Genomic DNA, 21,001 nt, shown 5'->3' on the forward strand with positions numbered 1-21,001 from the left:
ATATATTTTTATTAATAAAAATAGCTATTCTAGATTAAATAACCTAAAATAGCTATATCATTAGTTCGATATATTAGTTTTTACTTCCATAAAACATTTGCATCTTTTCTTGGTACAGTCCTAACATATTTTACATTTGGATATCCAATAACCATGCAAGTTACAATCTCTTCTTTCTCTTTCAACCCAAGTAAACTTCTAATCTCATTATTTCCTTGTGCTGCCATTGCAAAAAATCCACTAAAAAATGTTCCAAGTCCTAGAGCATTAGTCATAAGTTCCATATTTGAAGATGCTAAAGTTGCATTTACAGGAGACTCTGAAACCGCAAGAATTAAAATTGGTGCATTAAAAAATAACTTATCATTTTTCTTTGGATCTTCCTTATAGTCATTGTACATTTTAATCCACATTTGTGCATATCTCTTGTAAGGTAATGTTTGTGCATTTAAATTCGCAAGTATACCTTCACCTCTGACTTTTAGATTTTCTAAAGCCATTTCTTTTAATTGTTCAATATTATCTTTCACTACTATATACGAAACATTTTGACTGTTAGTCCCCGTTTGTGTAAATCTGCCTGCTTCAATAATTTTTAGAAGCTTTTCTTTTTCTACTTCTTTATCTTGAAATTGTCTTGTAGTTCTTCTAAATTTAATAAAATTAAGAAGTCTATCTGCTTCTATTTTGAATTCAGATTCATCATAATCTTTTACTTCTTCCATATTGTATTCATCTGTAGATACTGCACCTTTAGGGCATACAGCAATACAATGTCCGCATTTCATACATGTAATATTTCTGATCTCAGCCTTATTTTCAACTATCTTAATATCACTTGGAAAACAATCCTTAACACAAAGTCCACAACCCACACACTTTTCTTTGTTTACAATCATCATAATATATTTAGCTCCTTTTATATTAATTTCATTTAATCTTAGTCATCTTACAATTCACTAGTTCTTCAACCAAATTTTCAATTGCCTTTTCCCTATCATCTTTGTTATAGAAATCGAATCCCATTTCATTTTTTATGTTTTCTGCCTTTAAGAATATGTAATTTAAATATCCTGCAATTAAGTAATTTTTAACCCAAAATTTATGCATATCATCGCCATAAAGTTCTTTAAGGCATTTATTGTATGATTCCTCTGAACCCAATAAATGTGCTGTCATCTGATTCGTCTCTAAATCATCTAAAATAGCAATCTTTGAAATTTCAGAGTTATCAGCAATAAAATTTGCAACTTCTTTTAATATAAAGGCAAGTCTATAAGCTGGCGGTTCACCATCTTTAGATTTCGTTTTTTCGCTCAATGACTTTGTTGCACAGTTCATGACCTTTTTTACGGCTAATCGAATTAAGTTATCCTTACTTTGAAAATGATAATTTACCATACCGTTACCAAGGCCTGCTTTTTCGGTAATATCTTTAACGGTAATCTCGCTTGGTTTTTTACCTTCACATATCATTCTTATGGTAACATCTATTAATTTTTCCTTGGCATCATTTTCTCCCATCCGTTCGCCTCCTTATTATTATTTCATCACATTGAATGATATACTGTATGATATACAGTATATCATTCAACTCTTAATTTTGTCAATTCTGCACATCCTCGAAAAAGATTATTATACTAAGTCCAAAGCATAATATAATCACTTATTTTGTTAGATGGAATATACTAATAGGTATGTAATAATATTTTGTTCAGGAGTATATAATGCTATCAAAGCAAGAATTTATTAATCAATCTTTAGAGCTAAACCTTTTCTTCTTAAGAATTATGAAGGAACATTCAATATTCATTGAAGCGGCAATTCCACAGAAAAATAAAGACTTAGTAAGCCAAGCTGATGCTTTTAAAAATGAATTTTCTATATTACTTACACGTGCTATATCATTAGCAGATGGAATCATACCATCTAGAGTTTTAAGTTCAAATGAGATTGTAACAAAATACACATTGGATGCTGAAAGAGCAACTCAATTTTCTACTGGCATTTTTATAGATACAAACATAACCTCTATGGAAAATTCACTTTCTTATGACTCAGGCGATAATGATGTATCTACGTTTACAGATAATGTTTATATGTTAAATCATCAAGCTATTACTGCAACTAACCTAATCATCAGATTTAAAACTAAATTTAAAAATGATGTTCTAACCTGCAAAGTATTCACAACTTTATATCCATCATTAATAAATCATGTACTTAGTGAAGCTATAATATTTATGGAGCTATTAACAAGATTGCAAAAAGGTATTAAGATTGATATGAAAAAAGATTTGCTTGCTCTTGAAAACTTCTGGGATGATAAAATGTATGAGCATGGATTTACTATTAGAGGAATGCTAGATCCTACCGAGAAAGAATTATTTATTATGGCCCATAATTTCGGAAAAGAATTTGAAACTTTAAGAAAAGAAGCATCTCAGGTAAATTCAGAATCAGATTTATCTAATCTTACCGAAATAACACTAAACAAAACAATAAAATTTAGAGATTTTAAGACACAAGCAACCGAAGGGCTTTTGACATGTAAAATAAGATCAATAATACTTCCACTTTTAGCAGATCATGTTCTTAGAGAATCAAATTATTACATTAACTTACTCAGTTCATATGATGATCATTAAAATATTAAATCAGTGTAGAAATACTGAAGCAGATTATTGTATTTTTTGAATTGCAAGCTATAGTTTTATGCTTAATTTAATTGTAAATAAATAAGTGAGGATTATTCATTTAACTCCTCGCTTATTTATTTAAATATTCTATTAATACTCTATATAAAATTCCTTGTAAGATTTAAAGTTGTATCTGATATAAATAATAATTCTTTATACAATAGATTGATACTCCCATATTGTATCTATAAAAATATACTAGCATCAAACCCTGATGTTTCCAATAAATATTTACATATGTTTATATTTTTCTATTTAAATACTTACATTTCTAAATAGTTTTCTATAAACATAGATTCCTTTTAAAGCATATTCCCATAAACATAGTTTTATTCATATATAGGTTTCTAGGAAAATCCAAAATAATTCTTACTTTTAAAGTAAAAAAGAGCATAAATTCGAATTATAAAACTAAACCGAAGGCTCTGTTCTACTGATTTTATGCTCCTCTTTATATTCTGTTTTTTACCGCTCCGCCCCGTAGTTAATCTTCTTTTGACGGGGACAACTATTGTAGTTTTATAAAAATGATTGACGACATCCCAAATTTTCCAACACCCTTACATCCATATATCCATCCCATTCTCTCTTCCATCAAATCTTCAAAACATTCACACTTTATAATAAAGTCTGGAGAAAAATTGTCCACAAAACCTTCTTTTTTACCTTCAATATATCCACATTAATCACAGGTTTTTTATAATAAAGTTTGCAGAAAACTAAACAGAAAAAATGACATGAGAAAAGGGATAAGATTTATCAATATCTTATTTCAATACTCTTTCAAGCCTTGAAAATCAATACTTTAATCTTATCCCTCTTATTTTTTTCTATTTAGTTTTCAATATAAAAATCAATATTCTTGATTCGTTTTTCTTGTCCTTTTGCCTTAAAATCTTCAATCTTTTTTATCACGTAAGCATTCTTTTTTATGATGTTGTCAAAGATTATTGTTGGAGGACAACTATTTTAATTTATGAACAAATAATCCACTTCTAAGCTTTGGCTCAAACCAAGTTGATTTTGGCGGCATTACTTCTCCAATATCCGCAACACTCATTATATCACTAACTTCTGTAGCATACATTGAAAATGCAATTTTCATATCAGTATGAACTCTTTTTTCAAGTTCCTTAAGGCCTCTAATTCCACCTATAAAATCTATCCTATCTGATGTTCTAACATCTTCAATTCCTAAAATAGGTGTTAAGACATTATTTTGTAAAATTGCTACATCAAGGCTATCTATTGGATCTTCTTCATTATAAATTCCGTCTTTAGCCTCTAGCAAATACCACTTATCTTCTACATACATTCCAAATGTATGTTTCTTAGCTGGTTTAACTGGTCCTTCGCTAGTTGATTCTGCTACAATGAATTTCTCTTGAAGCTTTTCTATTAATTCATCTTTAGTTAATCCATTTAAATCTTTAACAACTCTGTTATAATCCATAACCATCAAGTCATTATCTGGAAATGCAACTGCTAAGAAATAATTAAATTCTTCCTCTCCAGTATAATTAGGATTCTCAGCTCTCCTTTTTAAACCAACTTTAACTGCTGATGCCGATCTATGGTGACCGTCAGCAATATATAAATAATCTATCTCTTTAAATAAATCTATTAATTCACTTATTATGATATCATTATCTATAACCCAAACAATATGAGTAATTCCATCTTCAGCTACAAAATTATACGCTGGTTTTCTTTTGCTCTCATTCTGAATCCAAGCATCAATTATTTCAGAAGCGATTTGGTCTTCCTTATATGTTAAGAAAATAGGTCCTGTATTTGCATCGCAATAGTCAACATGATTAATTCTATCTAGTTCTTTATCTGCTCTAGTAAACTCATGCTTTTTAATAACATTGTTCATGTAATCATCAATAGAAGCACAAAATACTATTCCAGTTTGAGACCTTCCATTCATTATTTGCCTATATATGTATAAACATGGTCTCTCGTCTTGAATAAATTCTCCTTCAGATATCATTCTATCAAGATTCTCTCTAGCTTTTTCATACACTTTTGGATCGTGTATATCTATTGATGGATCTAAATCTATCTCTGGTCTATCAACATGTAGAAATGAGTTTGGATTTCCAACTACCATTTCTCTTGCTTCATCGCTGTTCATTACATCATAGGGTAAAGCTGCTATTTTTGAAGCTAATTCTTTAATTGGCCTTATCCCCTTAAATGCCTTAACTACCGCCATTGAAAAACTCCTCCTAAATAATTATAAATTAAAGAATTCTTTAATTACTGAAACTACTTCTTCACCTATTCTTGTTTGAGCTTCTTTAGTTGCAGCTCCAATATGTGGTGTAGCACTAACTTTGGGATGATTAACTAGTATTTCATTCTTAGTTGGTTCTTCTTCAAATACATCAATACCTGCTCCAGCAATTACTCCATTATCAAGTGCTTCTATTAAAGCCGCTTCATCAACTACTTTACCTCTAGCACAATTAATAAGGTATGCTGTATTCTTCATTAATTCTAATTCTTTCTTTCCTATTAAAGAACCTGCTGCTTTATCATATGGAACGTGAAGCGAAATAAAATCTGAAGTTTTTAATACTTCTTCTAGAGATACGAAATCATACGCTAAATCATCATGTTTTCCTTCGATTGTGAAATATACAACTTTCATTCCTAAAGCAGTAGCTTTCTTAGCTAATGATTGACCTATTCTACCCATTCCAACTATTCCAAGTGTTTTTCCTGCTATTTCAGTACCTTCATATTTTTTCTTATTCCATTCACCATTTCTCATAGTAACATTAGATACAGCTATAAATCTTGCAAGTGCAAACATATGGCCGATTGCAAGTTCTGCTACTGAATCTGAGCTTGCAGCTGGAGTATTTTTAACAGTAACTCCTACACCTTCTGCAGCAGGTATATCTATATTATCTATTCCTACACCAGCTCTTATAGCCAATTTTAAGTTTCCGCCCTTTTCTGCATCGAATATATCAGCAGTAAGTTTAGTAGCTGATCTTATAACAATCGCATCAAATTTCTTTAATTCTTCTCCTAATACATTTTGTTCGATATGTTCGTTAACAACTTCTGCTCCCAATTCTTGTAGTGCTTCGATTGCTGCACTTTCTAATCCGTCGTTTGTTAATACTCTAATCATTTTAAAAATCCCCCTTAATTTATCGCGCTTATTACTATTATTTTTCAATATAATCATGAGATCTATGCATGATTAAAAATAGTTAATTTAGTAAATTACCCATTTTAAGTAATACATCATTGCAATATTTATCAAATTATATATCCTATTAAAACCATCTGAATTGTAAGGCTAAAAAAATAGCATAAATCTAAACTTTACTAAATTATTTAAATAACTTTTAAATCTTGCAATTCTACAATTTCAACTATTAATTACTATAACATTTGACTATTTAATTTGCATATGTATTATAAACATACCGAAACTCATTTGTTTTATTCTACTACTTATTTAGCTTCAATTCAAGACTTTATTGCTCTGAATTAAAATTTTTAAATAATACTAATTTTCTTAGAACTCTTAAAAACTTTATAAATCTTTTAAAAGCAGGGCTAATAGCGATTATTTGCGCCCAAATAGAATAATTTATAATGTTGAATACAGTTTAACAAACGATAAAAAGGCCATTTTAGATAGCATTAATATGCGTCTAAAATAGCCTTTTTTAACTTAATTATTTACATCTATCAATTGTACTATAACAAAAATTTATAGAATAATTATAAAGATTTAGATTATAGATTATTTCTTACCTTCTATATACGCTTGATCAAAGAATATATATCCAAGCGGAGATACTTTTACACCTTTTACATAATCTTTTATTCCAAAAGTTTTAGTATCGTGGTATAAAGGAATAATCGGCATATCTTCCATTAAAACATCTTCTGCTTGATGTAGTATGTCAAATCTCTTATTAGCATCTATTTCATTCTTAGCAGCATCAACTAATTGATCATACTTTGGATTGTTATATCCAACTTCATTATTAGGAGAAGTCGATATAAACATATCAATAAATGTCATTGGATCAGAATAATCTGCATTCCATGCACCTCTTGCCATTTCATAGTTCTTCGCATCTCTTGTTGCTTGGAATACTTTCCATTCTTGAGTTTGAAGTTCAACATTTACACCAATCTTCTTCCACATATCTTGGATTGCTTGATATAATTCACCATTACCATTTTCAGGATTGTATAATACTACAAGTTGTGGTAAACCTTGACCATCTGGGTATCCAGCTTCAGCTAATAATTTCTTAGCCTTTTCTATATCGCCTTTTTCTTCAAAATACTTCTTACTTGCAAAGTCTTTTCCATCTGGACCAATAATTCCAGGAGCTACAAAACTATGTGCAGGCGTTTGGCCGCTCTTAAGTACTTTTTCAACAATTGTTGTTCTGTCTATAGCGTTAGCTAATGCTTCTCTAAATTTTGCATTACTTAATACTTTTGCAGCATTTGCATCTATTTCTTTAGCTTTTTCTGAAACATTAACATCAACATATTGAGTTCCTAACATCTTAAATGTAGTGGCTGTCTTATCTTTTATAGCCTGCTCAATTTCTGATGATGGAACAGAGTATACCATATCAAATTGACCTGTTTTATAACTAGCCCATGCTGATGTATTTTCTGTAACCATCTTCATTGTAATTTTATCAAGTTTAATTTTATCTTTATCTGGATAGTTTTCATTTTTCTCTAATACTATTTGGTCTTTAATCTTATAATCTGTGAACTTGAAAGGACCATTTGAAACTAAAGTTTTAGCATCTTTTGCCCAATCTTTATTACCTTCAACAATTTTTTGTTCTACAGGCATATATGTCGTAGAAGCTGTTAATTCTAAGAAATATGGACATGGTGCAGCAAGAGTAACCACTAGTGTAGTATCATCAGTTGCTTTTACTCCAACTTGATCTGCTGTTCCTTTCCCTGTATTATATTCGTCTCCACCCTTTAGATATAGTAATTGGAATGAATATATAGATGCTGTTTCAGGATTTAATACTCTTTTCCATGCATATTCAAAATCGCTTGCCTTAAGTGGATCCCCATTTGACCATTTAAGATCTTTCTTTAAGTGAAAAGTATATGTTAACTTATCATTAGATACTTCCCATTTTTCAGCTTGACCTGGAATTGCTTTACCATTTTCATCCAGCTTACATAGACCTTCAAACGCATTTGCATCTACGATAGAGCCATCAACCGCCTGGTTTAAGCCTGGATCTAAAGTTTTTGGATCCGCTGCTAAATTAAAAACTAACTCTTGTTTTGATGAAGTTGCTGCTTTATCAGCTGTCTTAGAACCACATCCAGCTAAAACTGAAAGCCCAATTGTTGCCGCTAAAGCTACTGCGCATAATTGTTTTACTTTGCTATTTTTCATTAATATTTCCCCCTTAAATAATTATTATTTATTATAATACCTGTTTAAGTTATTATTTCTAAAATTCCTTAACAGTATACTACTTACTAGTCAAATTATTTTATAATATTTTAATTAAATACTTAATTGCTTTGCCTAAATTAATCATATAAATGACATGCTACAAAATGTCCTGGTTTTACTTCCTTTAAATCAGGATCAACTTCTGAACATATTGGTTTTGCATATTTACATCTTCCCTTAAATCTACATCCTGGTGGCGGATCTATCGGAGACGGGATATCTCCTTCTAAAATTATTCTTTTATTATTTTTAGCAACCTCTGGATCAGGTATTGGTACTGCTGAAAGTAATGCCTGCGTATAAGGATGCAATCCTTCTGAGTATACTTTACTACTTTCTCCCTTTTCTACCATTCTTCCAAGATACATAACTCCAATATGGGTTGATATATGTTTAACCATTGAAAGGTCATGCGCTATAAAAAGATAAGTCAATCCAAGTTCCTCTTGAAGTTCTTCAAGCATATTTATAACTTGTGCTTGAATTGAAACATCAAGAGCTGATATCGGTTCATCACAAACTATTAATGATGGCTCTACAGCCAACGCTCTTGCTATACCTATTCTTTGTCTTTGCCCACCTGAAAATTCATGAGGGTATCTATTAATATGATCGCTCGCAAGTCCAACCTTTGATAAAAGGCTTCTTATTCTTTCCGTTCTTGCTTCACCTGTTAGCAATTTATGAATATCAATAGCTTCTCCAATTATATCTCCAACAGTCATCCTTGGATTTAAAGATGCATATGGATCTTGGAAAATCATTTGCATTTCTTTTCTTAAAGGAACCATTTCTTTTACCGAATTTTTTGTTATATCTTTTCCATTAAATATTATTTGTCCTGCTGTTGGTTCATAAAGCTTTAATATAGTTCTTCCTGTAGTTGTCTTTCCGCAACCCGATTCACCTACAAGTCCCAAAGTTTCTCCTCTTTTTAGTGAAAATGAAACTCTATCTACTGCTTTAACATAACTTTTACCTTTAAATAAACCCTTATCTGCATGGAAGTACTTACATAAATCTTTAACTTCTAAAATTATATCTTTATTATCTTCCACTACTTTATCCTCCTTATAGGTGATTCAACTTTTGGCGCATCCTCGTGGCATAACCAACATGCTGTTTTGTGTTCTTTTCCTACTTCAAATAGAGGCGGCTGCTTTTGAAGGCATATCTTCATTGCATAGTCGCACCTTGCAGCGAACGGACATCCAACTGGTGGATTTAACAAATCTGGTGGCTGCCCTTCAATTGGGATAAGCTTTTCTTTAATATCTTCTTTAGGATTTGGAACACTTCTTAAAAGTCCCCATGTATAAGGATGTTTACCTCTATAGAATATATCTTCAGTAGTTCCAGTCTCTACTATTATTCCACCGTACATTACATTTATTCTCGTACAAACATCTGCAACAACTCCTAAATCATGAGTTATTAATATAATTGCAGTATCAAGCTTTTCTTTTAATTCTTTCATTAAATCTAAAATTTGTGCTTGTATTGTAACATCCAATGCCGTTGTTGGCTCATCTGCAATAATCAGCTTTGGTTCACAAATTAAACTCATAGCTATCATTGCTCTTTGTCTCATACCGCCTGAAAATTCATGAGGATACTGTTTCATTCTCTTCTCTGGACTTGGTATTCCAACTAGTCCAAGCATTTTTATAGCTTCTTTCTTAGCTTCTGCTCTAGTAATCTTTCTATGTTTTAAAAGCGGTTCAATTAATTGATCGCCTATGGTATATACTGGGTTTAATGATGTCATAGGGTCTTGGAATATCATTCCTATATCATTACCTCTTATAGTTTCCATTTCTGATTCTTTGATACTTGAAATGTCTTTCCCATTAAAACGTATTTCTCCGCCAACAATTCTTCCGTTATCTGCTAGCAGCCTCATAATAGACATCATAGTAACACTTTTACCACAACCTGATTCTCCAACTATTCCTAACGCTTCTCCTTTTCCTAAGTAGAAAGATACCCCTCTTACTGAGTGTACTTCACCAGCACTAGTTTTAAAGGAAGTTTGTAGGTCTTTTACATCTAATAACTTTTCCATATGTTCTTTCTTCCTCCTATCTCTTGTTCTTAGGATCTAACGCTTGACTCAATCCATCACCAAAAAGGTTAAAGCATAATATTATTATACAAATCATTGCTGCTGGGAAAAATAATTGGTATGGGTATGTATATATACCTTGCATTGCTTCATTAGCCAATGTTCCAAGAGATGCTCTTGGAGCAGCAATTCCAAGACCAATAAAGCTTAAAAATGCTTCTGTAAATACAGCTTCTGGGATTAATAATGTTAATGTAACCATTATTGATCCTATACAGTTTGGAATCAAATGTCTTATTAATATTCTTCCATTTGTTGCACCTAATGACTTTGCAGCAAGAACGAACTCTTGTTGCTTTAATTGAAGTACATCTCCTCTTACAATTCTAGCCATTCCAATCCAATAAGTTATGGAAAGACCTAACACTATGGTAATAAGACCACTTCCACCAGCTGCTCCTGGCTTATTTAAAATTGCCATAAATATTACTACATATATAGTCATCGGAATTGAAGATAAAACATCTACTATTCTCATTAATATGCTATCTACTATTCCACCAAAATAACCAGCAATTCCACCATATAATACTCCAATAACTAGATTTATAAAAGCTGCTAAAACAGCAATAATCAATGAATATCTAGCTCCGTAAAAATTTCTAACAAACAAGTCTCTTCCAAGATTATCTGTTCCAAACCAATGCTCAGCAGATGGTTTTAAATATGTTTGTGATAGATCGTTAGCTGCATAATCATATTTAGATAACATTGGAACCAAAATAGCTGCCGAAACTACAAGTATTATTACCACTAAGGACACTATTGCCATCTTATCCTTTTTTAATCTCCTCCATGCATCCTGCCAAAATCCAACACTTGGTCTAACTATTGCATCAATTTTCTTTTCTTCTGCACTTAGAGGAGCAAACAATTCTTTTTCAATTTTTAATCCATTTTCCATTTTTCTTTTCCTCCCCTAGACTTCCGCATCTTGTAATTTTATTCTTGGATCAATCAATACATATAGTATATCCACAAAGAATGTAAAAAATATTAACATTGTACAATAGAATACTGTTACTCCAAGCAACATAGAATAATCTCTGTTTGTAACTGATTGTATAAATTCATTACCAAGTCCAGGAATGGCAAAAATCTTTTCAGTTATGAATCCACCAGTTAATATAGAGGCTGTTAATGGTCCAACATATGTAACTATTGGAATCAACGAATTTCTTAAAGCATGTTTAAATATAATTGTACTTTTACTTAATCCTTTAGCTTTTGCGGTTCTTATGTAATCTGACTTTAATACATCTATTAACTTACTTCTTGTAAGTCTTGTAATAAATGATAGAGATGCTGCTGATAATGCAATACAAGGCATTATATCATTTTTCCATTCACCAAATCCTGTTGGAGGTAGTAATTGAAACTCAACACCTAATACATAAATTAAAACCGCACCAATTACAAAGCTCGGTATTGTAATACAAAGCGTTGCAATAAATACTACAACCCTATCCGGCCATCTTCCACTCTTTAGCGCTGCAAGCGTTCCTAGAAGTATACCTCCAATTAGTGACATAATTACAGCTATTATACCTAACTCAGCAGATGCTGGAAATGACTTTTCTATAGTATCTGCTACTCCTCTTCCTTCAAAAACCATCGATTCACCAAAATCCCCATGTACCAAATTATTAAGATACATTGTGTATTGGTCAAATAAAGGTTTATCCGTTCCATATTTTGCTGCCATATTTGCCTTAACTTGCGGTGTTAGCTTGTCTCCATCAAATGGCCCTCCTGGCATAAGTCTCATTAGAAAAAATGTTACTGTTATTACAACCCATATGGTTAACAGACTTACTAAAAATCTTTTTCCAATATATTTTAGCATTTATTCCTCTCCTTCTTAATTTTATCTTTACTTTAATATTGTTAAATTAATTTATTTTAATTTGTTGTATTTAGATATTTCTATTGACATTTAAAATTATAACTGAAATATTATATTTTTCATAATTTAAGGAAAGCGCTTCCATACTTTTCAAAAATATATAATATATTAATGGAGTCATTAAACACACTCAAACGTTTAATAACTCCTTTGTTATTTTTTCTCATTAATGATTTATCAATATTTGATTTTTCTTTATTAAAATTTAATTTATTCGTAACACAATATCATAATAATAATATTTTTATTTATTTATGTCAAGATTATATTAAAATTAGGTAAAACAAATTAGAGGGATCTTTACCTATTTATAGTATGGAATTTATTAAAACTTCACACTCTTTAGGCAAATAACCCCCAAATATTTTCCTTGTTTGCTTATATTTAACTTTTAAATTCCAAAAATTTTCTTTTAGATAATATATTAAATGAATTTCGAAAAATCCAAAGTTTTTACCTTTATATAATAGAATTTATGGAGTTAGAATTCATCTTTTAAATTTTTCACCTATATATACTTAATTTTATTAATATAGACTTTTATATATGTGATAAACTTGATCCCTATCTAGATTTATATAATTATTGGCCATTAGCCTTTGCTGTTTCCCAATAACACTATCCGAAAATTCTTCCAGCTCCCTTTCACTTACTCCATATTCACTTAGTGACTTCTTCACAATTAAATTATCAAGTAAGAATTCCAGCTGTTCATAGACTCCATCTTCTGAACATTCTAATAAGTTCGCCAAAAACTTATTTAATTCTCCAATTTCTCCATCTGGATTCACTTTTTGATATACTTTGAATATTTCTGTGAACATCACATAATTTGCTTCTCCATGAGGCACATGGTATGCTGCGCTTAAAGGATAACTCAATGCATGAACCGCTCCGCACCCAGCATTCCCAAAAGCAATGCCAGCGTAATTACTTGCTAGAAGGAATTCATCCAACATTTCGTTTCGCACATCTTTTCCTTTTTCTACAATTTTTTTATATCCTTTAATTATTATCTCCATAGACTTTAATGAGAAAAGCCTTGTATGCGCTGTAGCTTTAGGAGATAGATATGATTCGATTGCATGAATAAATGAATCAATCGAGCTAGTCGCAAATACATCAAATGGCAGGCATTGTAATAACTCTGGCACCATAACGGCACTATCAGCATATAGTTCATCTGTAGCAAGCCCCATTTTAGTGTTTTTATCTTTCAATTCTAAAATAGATATATTAGTAACCTCACTACCAGTCCCACATGTGGTTGGCACCAAAACCAGTTCTTTTTCCTTTATAATTTCTAATTTATGATCATATAAATCTACAACTGGTGAAATGTTTTTTAACGCAAATAACTTTGCAATGTCTAGAATAGATCCGCCTCCAATAGCTATAACTCTTTCATAAGATATCCTTTTAATATGCTCATACATAGCTTCAACCATTTCATCAGAAGGTTCTCCACTCCCATAGTTTTCTCTAAATAATACAGCTGCTTTATTCACATTAGTCTTCAAATAATTATCATAAACCCTTTTATTAGTAATAATAAGATCATCCTTCCCAACACGAAATTCTCTGCAGAAAGTTTTACAATCATTATACATATATATAGTAGGATTTAACATTAATTGTTTCATAAAGTACTTACCCCTCCTTTATTATTAGAAATACTATAGATATCTCAACCCAATATTTTACTTATAATCAGGATAATACATGTCAGACTCATGTGTCTAATATACTAGAAACAAGTGACATGTCACTTGTTTCGGTAAGTCATCACATAATTCTAAACATTAATTATATACTTATATATTGAACTCTTTTCTAGTATCCTCTAATGCGATATCCATTCTCTCGATTACATTATCCATATCCTCTTTGGAAATAACTGCTGCTGGTTCAAAACGAATGCATTTAGCATTTACTAAGGTACCTGCAGTCATAACTCCTCTTTTAAACAGACCTTTAGCAACAGAGTATCCTATATCACTTTCGCAGAATTCTACTGCTAGCATAAGTCCAGTACCTCTTACTTCATTAATTACTGTAGGATACTTCTTCCATAAACTTTCTAATCCTGCTTTTAGATACTCTCCTTTTTCTTTACATTGTCCAGGAACATCGTTTTCTAGCATATATTTTATTGTTGCAAGTGCTGCTGAACAACAAACTGGATTTCCACCAAAAGTTGGTGACCCTAATAACCATGGATTATCTATTAAATCTTGTGTCCACATTTTAGGTCTGCATATAATTCCTGTTATTGGCATTATTCCACCACCAAACGCTTTACCAAAAGTCATAATATCAGGTGTTACACCTTCTGCTTCACATCTCCACATTGTTCCTGTTCTGCCCATACCAGTTTGAATTTCATCAAATATTAATGCTACTCCATATTCATCACATATTTCACGAACTTCTTGTAAGTATCCTTCTGGCGGAATAATAATTCCTGCTTCACCTTGTATTGGTTCTAGTATGACAGCTGCGACTTTTTCTCCTACTGCATAAAGATTTTTTATAGCTTTTCTCATATCTTCTGCGTTACCATATTCAACGTGTTGAACTTGTTGCACCATTGGTGTGTAAGGTACTCTATATGTACTCTTACCTCCCATTGAAACTGCTCCCATTGATTTGCCATGGAAAGCTCCTACTGTTGAAATATACCATCTTCCACCTGTAGCTATTCTTGCAAGTTTTAATGCCATTTCTACTGCTTCCGCTCCTCCATTAGTGAAAAAGCAGTATTCTAAATCCCCAGGAGTAATATCAGCAACTGCCTTTGCAAGATATCCTCTTAATGGATCTAATAGTTCTTGCGAGTGTAATGCTTGGTGATCAAGTTGTGCCTTTACAACATCGAGAATTTCCTCATTTCTATGTCCACATGTATAAATTCCAAAACCACCCAAACAATCGATAAACTTTTCTCCATATAATCCTGTACAATAAGATCCTTCATCAGTCCACTCTATAACTGCTGCATTTGTAGATACTGACTTTCTGTATTTAAGCCAGCCTGGGCTTACATAATTATCAAAATAATTTACTGTATCTTTCGTAATTAGTTCCTTATCCTCATTTGTTAACTCATTGCTTTTAATATATCCTATTACTCTGTTTAAATCTTCAATAACTTGTTCTTTGTGTCCCATAATATTACTTCCTCTCTAAAACAAAACAGCGCATTACCTTGATTATTAAATCAGTAATACGCCGTTGTATTTAATCTATTTCTTTTATTGATATTATTATAAATCAAACTAGTCAACGAATACAATTCTCTATACGTATGGTTATTGCATTATTTTAGGAGTATACATACTACTTTATAAGTACCTTTTTTCTTCCTTAGTATGTAGCATTTCTAATATTTAAGTATTATTGAAAATATGTACAATTAATCTGGATTATGATACACTGTTTTTAGTGAATACACAGGATATAATGCATGTATTATTGGCATTTGTTCAAGGAGTGTAACTAATATGTAATTACAGAGAGGTATTTATATGCAAAATAATGAATTTCTCTTAATAAATAATATAATTTATCAGATCTATAGCATTCCTGATTTCGATACTATGAAAATAACATTCTTAAACCTGCTCAAAATGCTACTTCCAAGTACTGCTTCAAGTATCCTAATGGCCGATCATACCAGCTCAAATAATTTACTTTGTGACCCAATTTGCGTGCCCGAAATCTATTCAGAAGCTGAGAAAAACTACCTACTAAATGAAGATGAAGATTACACGCGTTGGGTTATGCTTAGCGGTCAGTGCTTACTTATTCGCGAAAGTGATTTGATGCCTGAAGAGGAACGAATAAAGACAGTTCTTTATAAAAAATGTTATGAACCATTCGGTTTTCATTATTCGATACAATTAAATCTTGTATATAATGATTTATTCTTAGGTGTAGTTACCCTTTATCGAAAAAAAGAAGATAAAGATTTTACATCTGATGAAATGTTCATTGTAAAAGCATTTAGTGATCATCTCAATCTTCGTTTCTATGAATATTATACAAAGGATTCAAAGAATTCTTCCACCAAATCCTACTCAATTGCTAATCTTGCAGCACAATATAATTTAACAAATCGTGAAGTAGAAGTTCTGCAACTGATTTTTGAGGATTTAGATAATGACCAAATTGCGGACAAACTATGTATAAGCGGCTATACATTAAAAAAACACATCCAGAATTTATACCGAAAATTCGATGTGTCTACAAAATGGAACTTGTTAAAATTTAGAGAATGACCGAATACTTAAAGTGAGGCAATAGACAACCGAAATAGAATACATATATGTTCCTCAGGACTGTGAAAAATTTCGCTGAACATATATGTATTCTATTTCTTTGTTTTGCTTTCACTTTAAGTGTTTAGAATTACAAGCTTCTTGCTATGCAGTATCAAAAATTACTGAAAGACTCTCATTAACTTTTACTCATCAAATCATTTATTATTAAGAAACTATTAATAATACTATTGATGCCTAGGAAATATATAAATACTTGCCTACATATGCTTTGCCTTTAAAAATTTACACCAAACAAAGAAATTGAATATATGTTTTTGCGGAGCGTTCATCAGAAGAGTTTGCTGGCTGTGATTCTTAGAATATAAGTTGTTCCAAATATGCTAGTTCAAAGCTTGCCTTTGAGGCTAGCATTTTGGGCACAACTTGTATTCTTAGAATCATCCAGAAAACTCTTCCAAGAACTGGAGTAAACACATATATTCAATTTCGGTTGCTTAGAAGTAAACTTAAAGTGTCATACAACTGAAAGTATTTTTATACCGATTTTAGTGTTCGTACCAGCCGATTGGTCCTGGTGTTAGATTGATGTTTATTTGTTTTATTTCTTGGTATTCTTCTAGACCATGGATACCTAATTCTCTGCCATATCCACTCATTTTATATCCTCCCCAAGGAGCTTCGTTGAAAGTTGGGTTATAGCAATTAATCCATGTGATTCCTGCACGGATTTCTTTTATTACTTTTAGTGCTCTTGTGCCGTCTGAAGTAAATACAGCTCCTGCTAAACCATAGATTGTATCATTAGCTAAAGCTATAGCTTCCTCTTCTGTTTTAAATGTTTGAATTGTTACAACTGGTCCAAAGATTTCTTCTTTTACAATTGTCATATCTGAAGTACAGTTATCAAATATAGTTGGTCTCACGTAATATCCTTCTACACATTCTCCTTCTGTGTATCTTTCTCCGCCACAAACTAGAGTTGCACCTTCATTCTTACCTATCTCAATATATTTTAATACTGTTTCCATATGTTCTTTTGAAACTAATGGTCCCATATCTGGATTATTTACTGGATTACCTATAGTCATTGCATTTGCTTTTTCTGCAAGACGCGCTACAAATTTATCTTTAATAGATTCCTCAATAATAATACGTGACCCTGCTGAGCAAACTTCTCCCTGATTAAAGAATATACCAACCATAGCCCATTCAACTGCTCCTTCAAAGTCCGCATCTGCAAAAATAATATTTGGTGATTTCCCCCCAAGTTCTAGGCCAACTTTTTTAAGGTTTCCTACAGCAGCTCTTGCAATACCTTGTCCCACTTCTGTGCTTCCTGTAAAAGTAACCATATCTACATCATTGCTTTCCGCTATTTCTTGACCTACAGTTCCACCTGAACCTAATACCAAATTAACACTTCCTTTTGGAAGTCCTATTTCATCAAAAATTTCAAATAGTGCAATTGTTGATAAAGGAGTATTTGAACTAGGTTTAAATACGACACTGTTTCCTGCTGCAATAGCTGGTGCTAACTTCCAAACTGCCATTAAAAATGGGTAGTTCCATGGAGTGATTTGTCCACATACTCCTACTGGCTCATGAACTGTGTATGAGTGCATTTGCCCAAATCCATCATTTACATCATAAACTCCTCCATATGGTTTTGTGATCAACCCTGCATAATATCTAAAACAATGAATTCCGTCGTCTATGTCACCTTCTGCCTCTCGAAGAGGTTTTCCATTATCTATGGTATCAAGCATAGATAATTTATCTCTTTTTTCTGCTATCTTGTCTGCAATTTGTAAAAGAATATCAGCACGAGCTTGTGCATTCATTCTCCTCCATTCACCTTTTCCATAAAAAGATTCTTTTGCAGCTGCAATTGCCAGCTTAGTATCCTCAATTCCGCCTTCTGTTGTTTTTGCAATCACTTGCCCATTTGCCGGATTTATTACATCTCTTGTTCTTTTTGAAATAGATTCTATCCATTCACCATTAATATACATCTTTTTAATTTCCATAACATCTCTTCCTCTCACTCAATTATTATAAAATTACTCAACTCATTTTTACTGTAAATTATATTTTTCTATTGATTCTATAAACTAATTTCTATTAACAATCACTTTCAAAGTCTTATAAAATATTTATAAAGCCTGATTTCTTGCGCATATTCTGAAGAATATATATGGTACAGAATATCTATTCTTTAAAATAGATATTCTGATATTTTTAGGAATGATTATGGTAAACCGTATTAACCTCAACATTTTTATTACTCCCAATTCCACAGATTACACTTATCTTTAATAGTCTTTCCAGCACTTACATCCAATACTTCTTTTCCTTTTACCGTCATGACTCCATTTACAAATACATATTCAATACCTTCCGGCCTTGTATCTGTGGCTCCAAAGCATGGATAATCTGCCTTATCTTCTATTATTTTCGCATCAAATATTAAAAGGTCTGCATCAGCTCCAATTCCAATAAACCCTTTATTTATTAACCCTAATCGTTTTGCCGGTATATATGTGCAACGGCTGATAGCATCTATTAAATTAATTCTATTCTGCTCCCGCACCATAGTTTTAAAGAACTTAGGGTATGTACCTGCATCTTGAGGATGGCCTGGCACTCCATTATCGTATAATGTCCCTGCATCTGTACAAACCATTACATAAGGTTTTTCCAGGATTTCAAATACTTCATATTCTTCACCTACCATTCCTATTCCAGTGTGATCAGGATAATCTCGTCTAAGCTCTTCATACATGTCTTTGGTTAATCTCTGACCTCTATATTTACCAGTACCAGCTATTATACTGCTGTAATCACAGCCCCATTTCTCTACACACCCTTCATCAAAAACAGCACTTCCTATAGAAGTTGCGAATCCACTATATAATCCACTATCTACTGATATATCTAAGCCTTCAGATAAAGCTTCATCAATCATATGAAGTGCTTCTGTTGCCATTCCCATCCCAAACTGATAAGTAAAATGAGAGATATTTACAGCTGCTCCTGTTTTTCTACTTATATCAATAGCTTCTTTTAGAGCTGAAAGACCTCCATAACAATCTGATCTTGTATGAATAGATACTAGCTTTCCATATTTAGCTGCAACTTTAGCTAACTCTAAAACTTCTTTTGATGAACTTCCTGGTACATACTCGAGTCCAAAAGACAGCCCACTTACTCCCAAATCAAACGCTTCTTCAAGGATAAACTTCATCTTTTTAATTTCTTCATCACTAGATGATTTATAACGATCAGTAACCCCAGCTTGTTCTCTTAGAGTAGTATGTCCAATCTGTTCTATCTGATTGATTAAAAAGCTATCATATTTCTTATAGAATTCATTAATATTTTCTGGAGACATTCCACAATTACCATTGTATACTGTAGTAACTCCCATTGCCGCTAATACCTTAGCGCAATCTAAATTCCCCTCTACATGAGCATGAATATCTATGATGCCTGGACATACTATTTTTCCTCTTACATCTAATTCAACATTACCTTTTATCTCTTCTCTTGTTATACTGCTTATTTTTCCATTTAAGATTCCAATATTAGCAACAGTACTCTTTTTTCTCTTTGGATCTATTATGGTTCCATTCTTAACAACAACATCGTATTCCATAATCAACCACCTTCTCTTGCACTTCTAATGTTCTATGCTTTAATAGCCTTTAATTTTTTAACTTGAAATGCAGTATTTAAAGCTATAATTATAATAGTTACAACCATTATTACTGTTGATAAAGCATTTACCTCTGGTGTTACCCCGGTCTTTACCATTGAGAAAATCTTAAGTGGAAGTGTTGTACTTCCTGGACCCGCTGTGAAGAAACTAATAATAACATCATCAATGGATAATGAAAATGCCAACATGGCACCAGATAAAACTCCTGGCATTATAAGAGGAAGTGTTACTCTCCAGAAAGTTACAATCCTATTTGCTCCTAAGTCCATAGCTGCTTCCTCAAGATATTTATCAAATCCCGCAAGTCTTGCTCTGACTGTTATTACAACAAAAGGAATACTAAATGTAATATGAGATAAAGTAATACTAATTAATCCTAAAGGAATGCTGAGAGCTGAATATATTGAAAGTAATGCAATACCAAGCACTACTTCTGGAATTACTATAGGAATATATAGCAATTTATCTATTACCTCTCTTCCTCTAAATCTATATTTACTTAATCCTATTGCACCAATAGTTCCTATAATAGTTGAAACAAGAGTACTTATAATTCCAATGATCAAGGTATTTGTAAGTGCCTCCATCAAAGTTCTGTTTTTAAAGAAAGTCCCATACCACTGAAAAGTGAAACTTTCGAAAGTAATATTTAACTTTGAGGTATTAAATGAAAAAATAATTACATAAAAGATAGGAAGATATAAAAATAAGAAAACAAGATAGATATAAGTATTTTTTAATATTCCAGCTATATTTTTTTTCTGTGCCTTTGTCAT

General features: G+C 31.8%; 17 protein-coding genes. 2 read left to right on the forward strand and 15 right to left on the reverse strand.

Going from position 1 to position 21,001, the window contains the following annotated elements; translation table 11 throughout:
- Positions 1-80 precede the first annotated feature (80 nt).
- Together CLCHR_RS02215 and CLCHR_RS02220 are read right to left on the reverse strand one after the other, a co-directional pair.
- Positions 81-902 carry a nitroreductase family protein gene (locus tag CLCHR_RS02215; RefSeq protein ID WP_079438054.1) on the reverse strand — a complete coding sequence of 274 codons (822 nt, stop codon included), beginning with the start codon at positions 900-902 and terminating at the stop codon, positions 81-83.
- 28 nt (positions 903-930) lie between these two features.
- Entirely contained in the window at positions 931-1,524 is a 594-nt protein-coding gene (locus CLCHR_RS02220) for a TetR/AcrR family transcriptional regulator (RefSeq protein ID WP_079438055.1), read from the reverse strand.
- A 203-nt stretch (positions 1,525-1,727) separates the two neighbouring features.
- Between CLCHR_RS02220 and CLCHR_RS02225 the strand changes: the two genes are divergently transcribed.
- Complete coding sequence (locus tag CLCHR_RS02225; RefSeq protein WP_079438056.1) at positions 1,728-2,648, forward strand: DUF2935 domain-containing protein; 921 nt, start codon at positions 1,728-1,730, stop codon at positions 2,646-2,648.
- A gap of 559 nt (positions 2,649-3,207) precedes the next feature.
- Here the strand turns inward: CLCHR_RS02225 and CLCHR_RS24645 are convergent.
- From CLCHR_RS24645 to CLCHR_RS02270, 10 genes are all read right to left on the reverse strand, one after another.
- Positions 3,208-3,348, reverse strand: coding sequence for a hypothetical protein (locus CLCHR_RS24645; protein WP_169896736.1), 141 nt, complete (start codon positions 3,346-3,348; stop codon positions 3,208-3,210).
- Positions 3,349-3,663: 315 nt separating this feature from the next.
- Positions 3,664-4,920, reverse strand: a complete 1,257-nt coding sequence (locus tag CLCHR_RS02230; protein WP_079438057.1) for a DUF1015 domain-containing protein — start codon at positions 4,918-4,920, stop codon at positions 3,664-3,666.
- Between the two features lie 21 nt (positions 4,921-4,941).
- Positions 4,942-5,850: a D-2-hydroxyacid dehydrogenase gene (locus CLCHR_RS02235; protein WP_079438058.1), complete on the reverse strand. Its 909-nt coding sequence runs from the start codon at positions 5,848-5,850 to the stop codon at positions 4,942-4,944.
- 624 nt (positions 5,851-6,474) lie between these two features.
- Positions 6,475-8,130 carry a peptide ABC transporter substrate-binding protein gene (locus tag CLCHR_RS02240; RefSeq protein ID WP_079438059.1) on the reverse strand — a complete coding sequence of 552 codons (1,656 nt, stop codon included), beginning with the start codon at positions 8,128-8,130 and terminating at the stop codon, positions 6,475-6,477.
- Positions 8,131-8,270: 140 nt separating this feature from the next.
- A complete protein-coding gene (locus CLCHR_RS02245) occupies positions 8,271-9,251 on the reverse strand; it encodes an ABC transporter ATP-binding protein (RefSeq protein ID WP_079438060.1) in 981 nt (326 codons plus the stop codon).
- Positions 9,251-10,258, reverse strand: coding sequence for an ABC transporter ATP-binding protein (locus CLCHR_RS02250; RefSeq protein ID WP_079438061.1), 1,008 nt, complete (start codon positions 10,256-10,258; stop codon positions 9,251-9,253). The genes CLCHR_RS02245 and CLCHR_RS02250 overlap by 1 nt, the downstream gene beginning before the upstream one ends.
- 16 nt (positions 10,259-10,274) lie before the next feature.
- Entirely contained in the window at positions 10,275-11,222 is a 948-nt protein-coding gene (locus CLCHR_RS02255; protein ID WP_079438062.1) for an ABC transporter permease, read from the reverse strand.
- 15 nt (positions 11,223-11,237) lie between these two features.
- Positions 11,238-12,164: an ABC transporter permease gene (locus CLCHR_RS02260; protein WP_079438063.1), complete on the reverse strand. Its 927-nt coding sequence runs from the start codon at positions 12,162-12,164 to the stop codon at positions 11,238-11,240.
- 587 nt (positions 12,165-12,751) lie between these two features.
- Positions 12,752-13,867, reverse strand: coding sequence for a 4-hydroxybutyrate dehydrogenase (locus tag CLCHR_RS02265; protein WP_079438064.1), 1,116 nt, complete (start codon positions 13,865-13,867; stop codon positions 12,752-12,754).
- 171 nt (positions 13,868-14,038) lie between these two features.
- Positions 14,039-15,394, reverse strand: a complete 1,356-nt coding sequence (locus CLCHR_RS02270) for a putrescine aminotransferase (protein ID WP_079438065.1) — start codon at positions 15,392-15,394, stop codon at positions 14,039-14,041.
- A 357-nt stretch (positions 15,395-15,751) separates the two neighbouring features.
- Here CLCHR_RS02270 and CLCHR_RS02275 point away from each other — a divergent pair, with 357 nt between their 5' ends.
- Positions 15,752-16,504 carry a helix-turn-helix transcriptional regulator gene (locus CLCHR_RS02275; protein WP_079438066.1) on the forward strand — a complete coding sequence of 251 codons (753 nt, stop codon included), beginning with the start codon at positions 15,752-15,754 and terminating at the stop codon, positions 16,502-16,504.
- A gap of 548 nt (positions 16,505-17,052) precedes the next feature.
- Here CLCHR_RS02275 and CLCHR_RS02280 read toward each other — a convergent pair.
- From CLCHR_RS02280 to CLCHR_RS02290, 3 genes are all read right to left on the reverse strand, one after another.
- On the reverse strand, positions 17,053-18,534 hold the full coding sequence (locus tag CLCHR_RS02280) for an aldehyde dehydrogenase family protein (RefSeq protein WP_079438067.1): 1,482 nt from the start codon (positions 18,532-18,534) through the stop codon (positions 17,053-17,055).
- Between the two features lie 254 nt (positions 18,535-18,788).
- On the reverse strand, positions 18,789-20,162 hold the full coding sequence (locus tag CLCHR_RS02285) for an amidohydrolase family protein (RefSeq protein ID WP_079438068.1): 1,374 nt from the start codon (positions 20,160-20,162) through the stop codon (positions 18,789-18,791).
- A gap of 32 nt (positions 20,163-20,194) precedes the next feature.
- On the reverse strand, positions 20,195-21,001 hold the full coding sequence (locus tag CLCHR_RS02290; protein WP_079438069.1) for an ABC transporter permease: 807 nt from the start codon (positions 20,999-21,001) through the stop codon (positions 20,195-20,197).

The sequence above is a fragment of the Clostridium chromiireducens genome, from assembly GCF_002029255.1.
Taxonomy (GTDB): domain Bacteria; phylum Bacillota; class Clostridia; order Clostridiales; family Clostridiaceae; genus Clostridium; species Clostridium chromiireducens.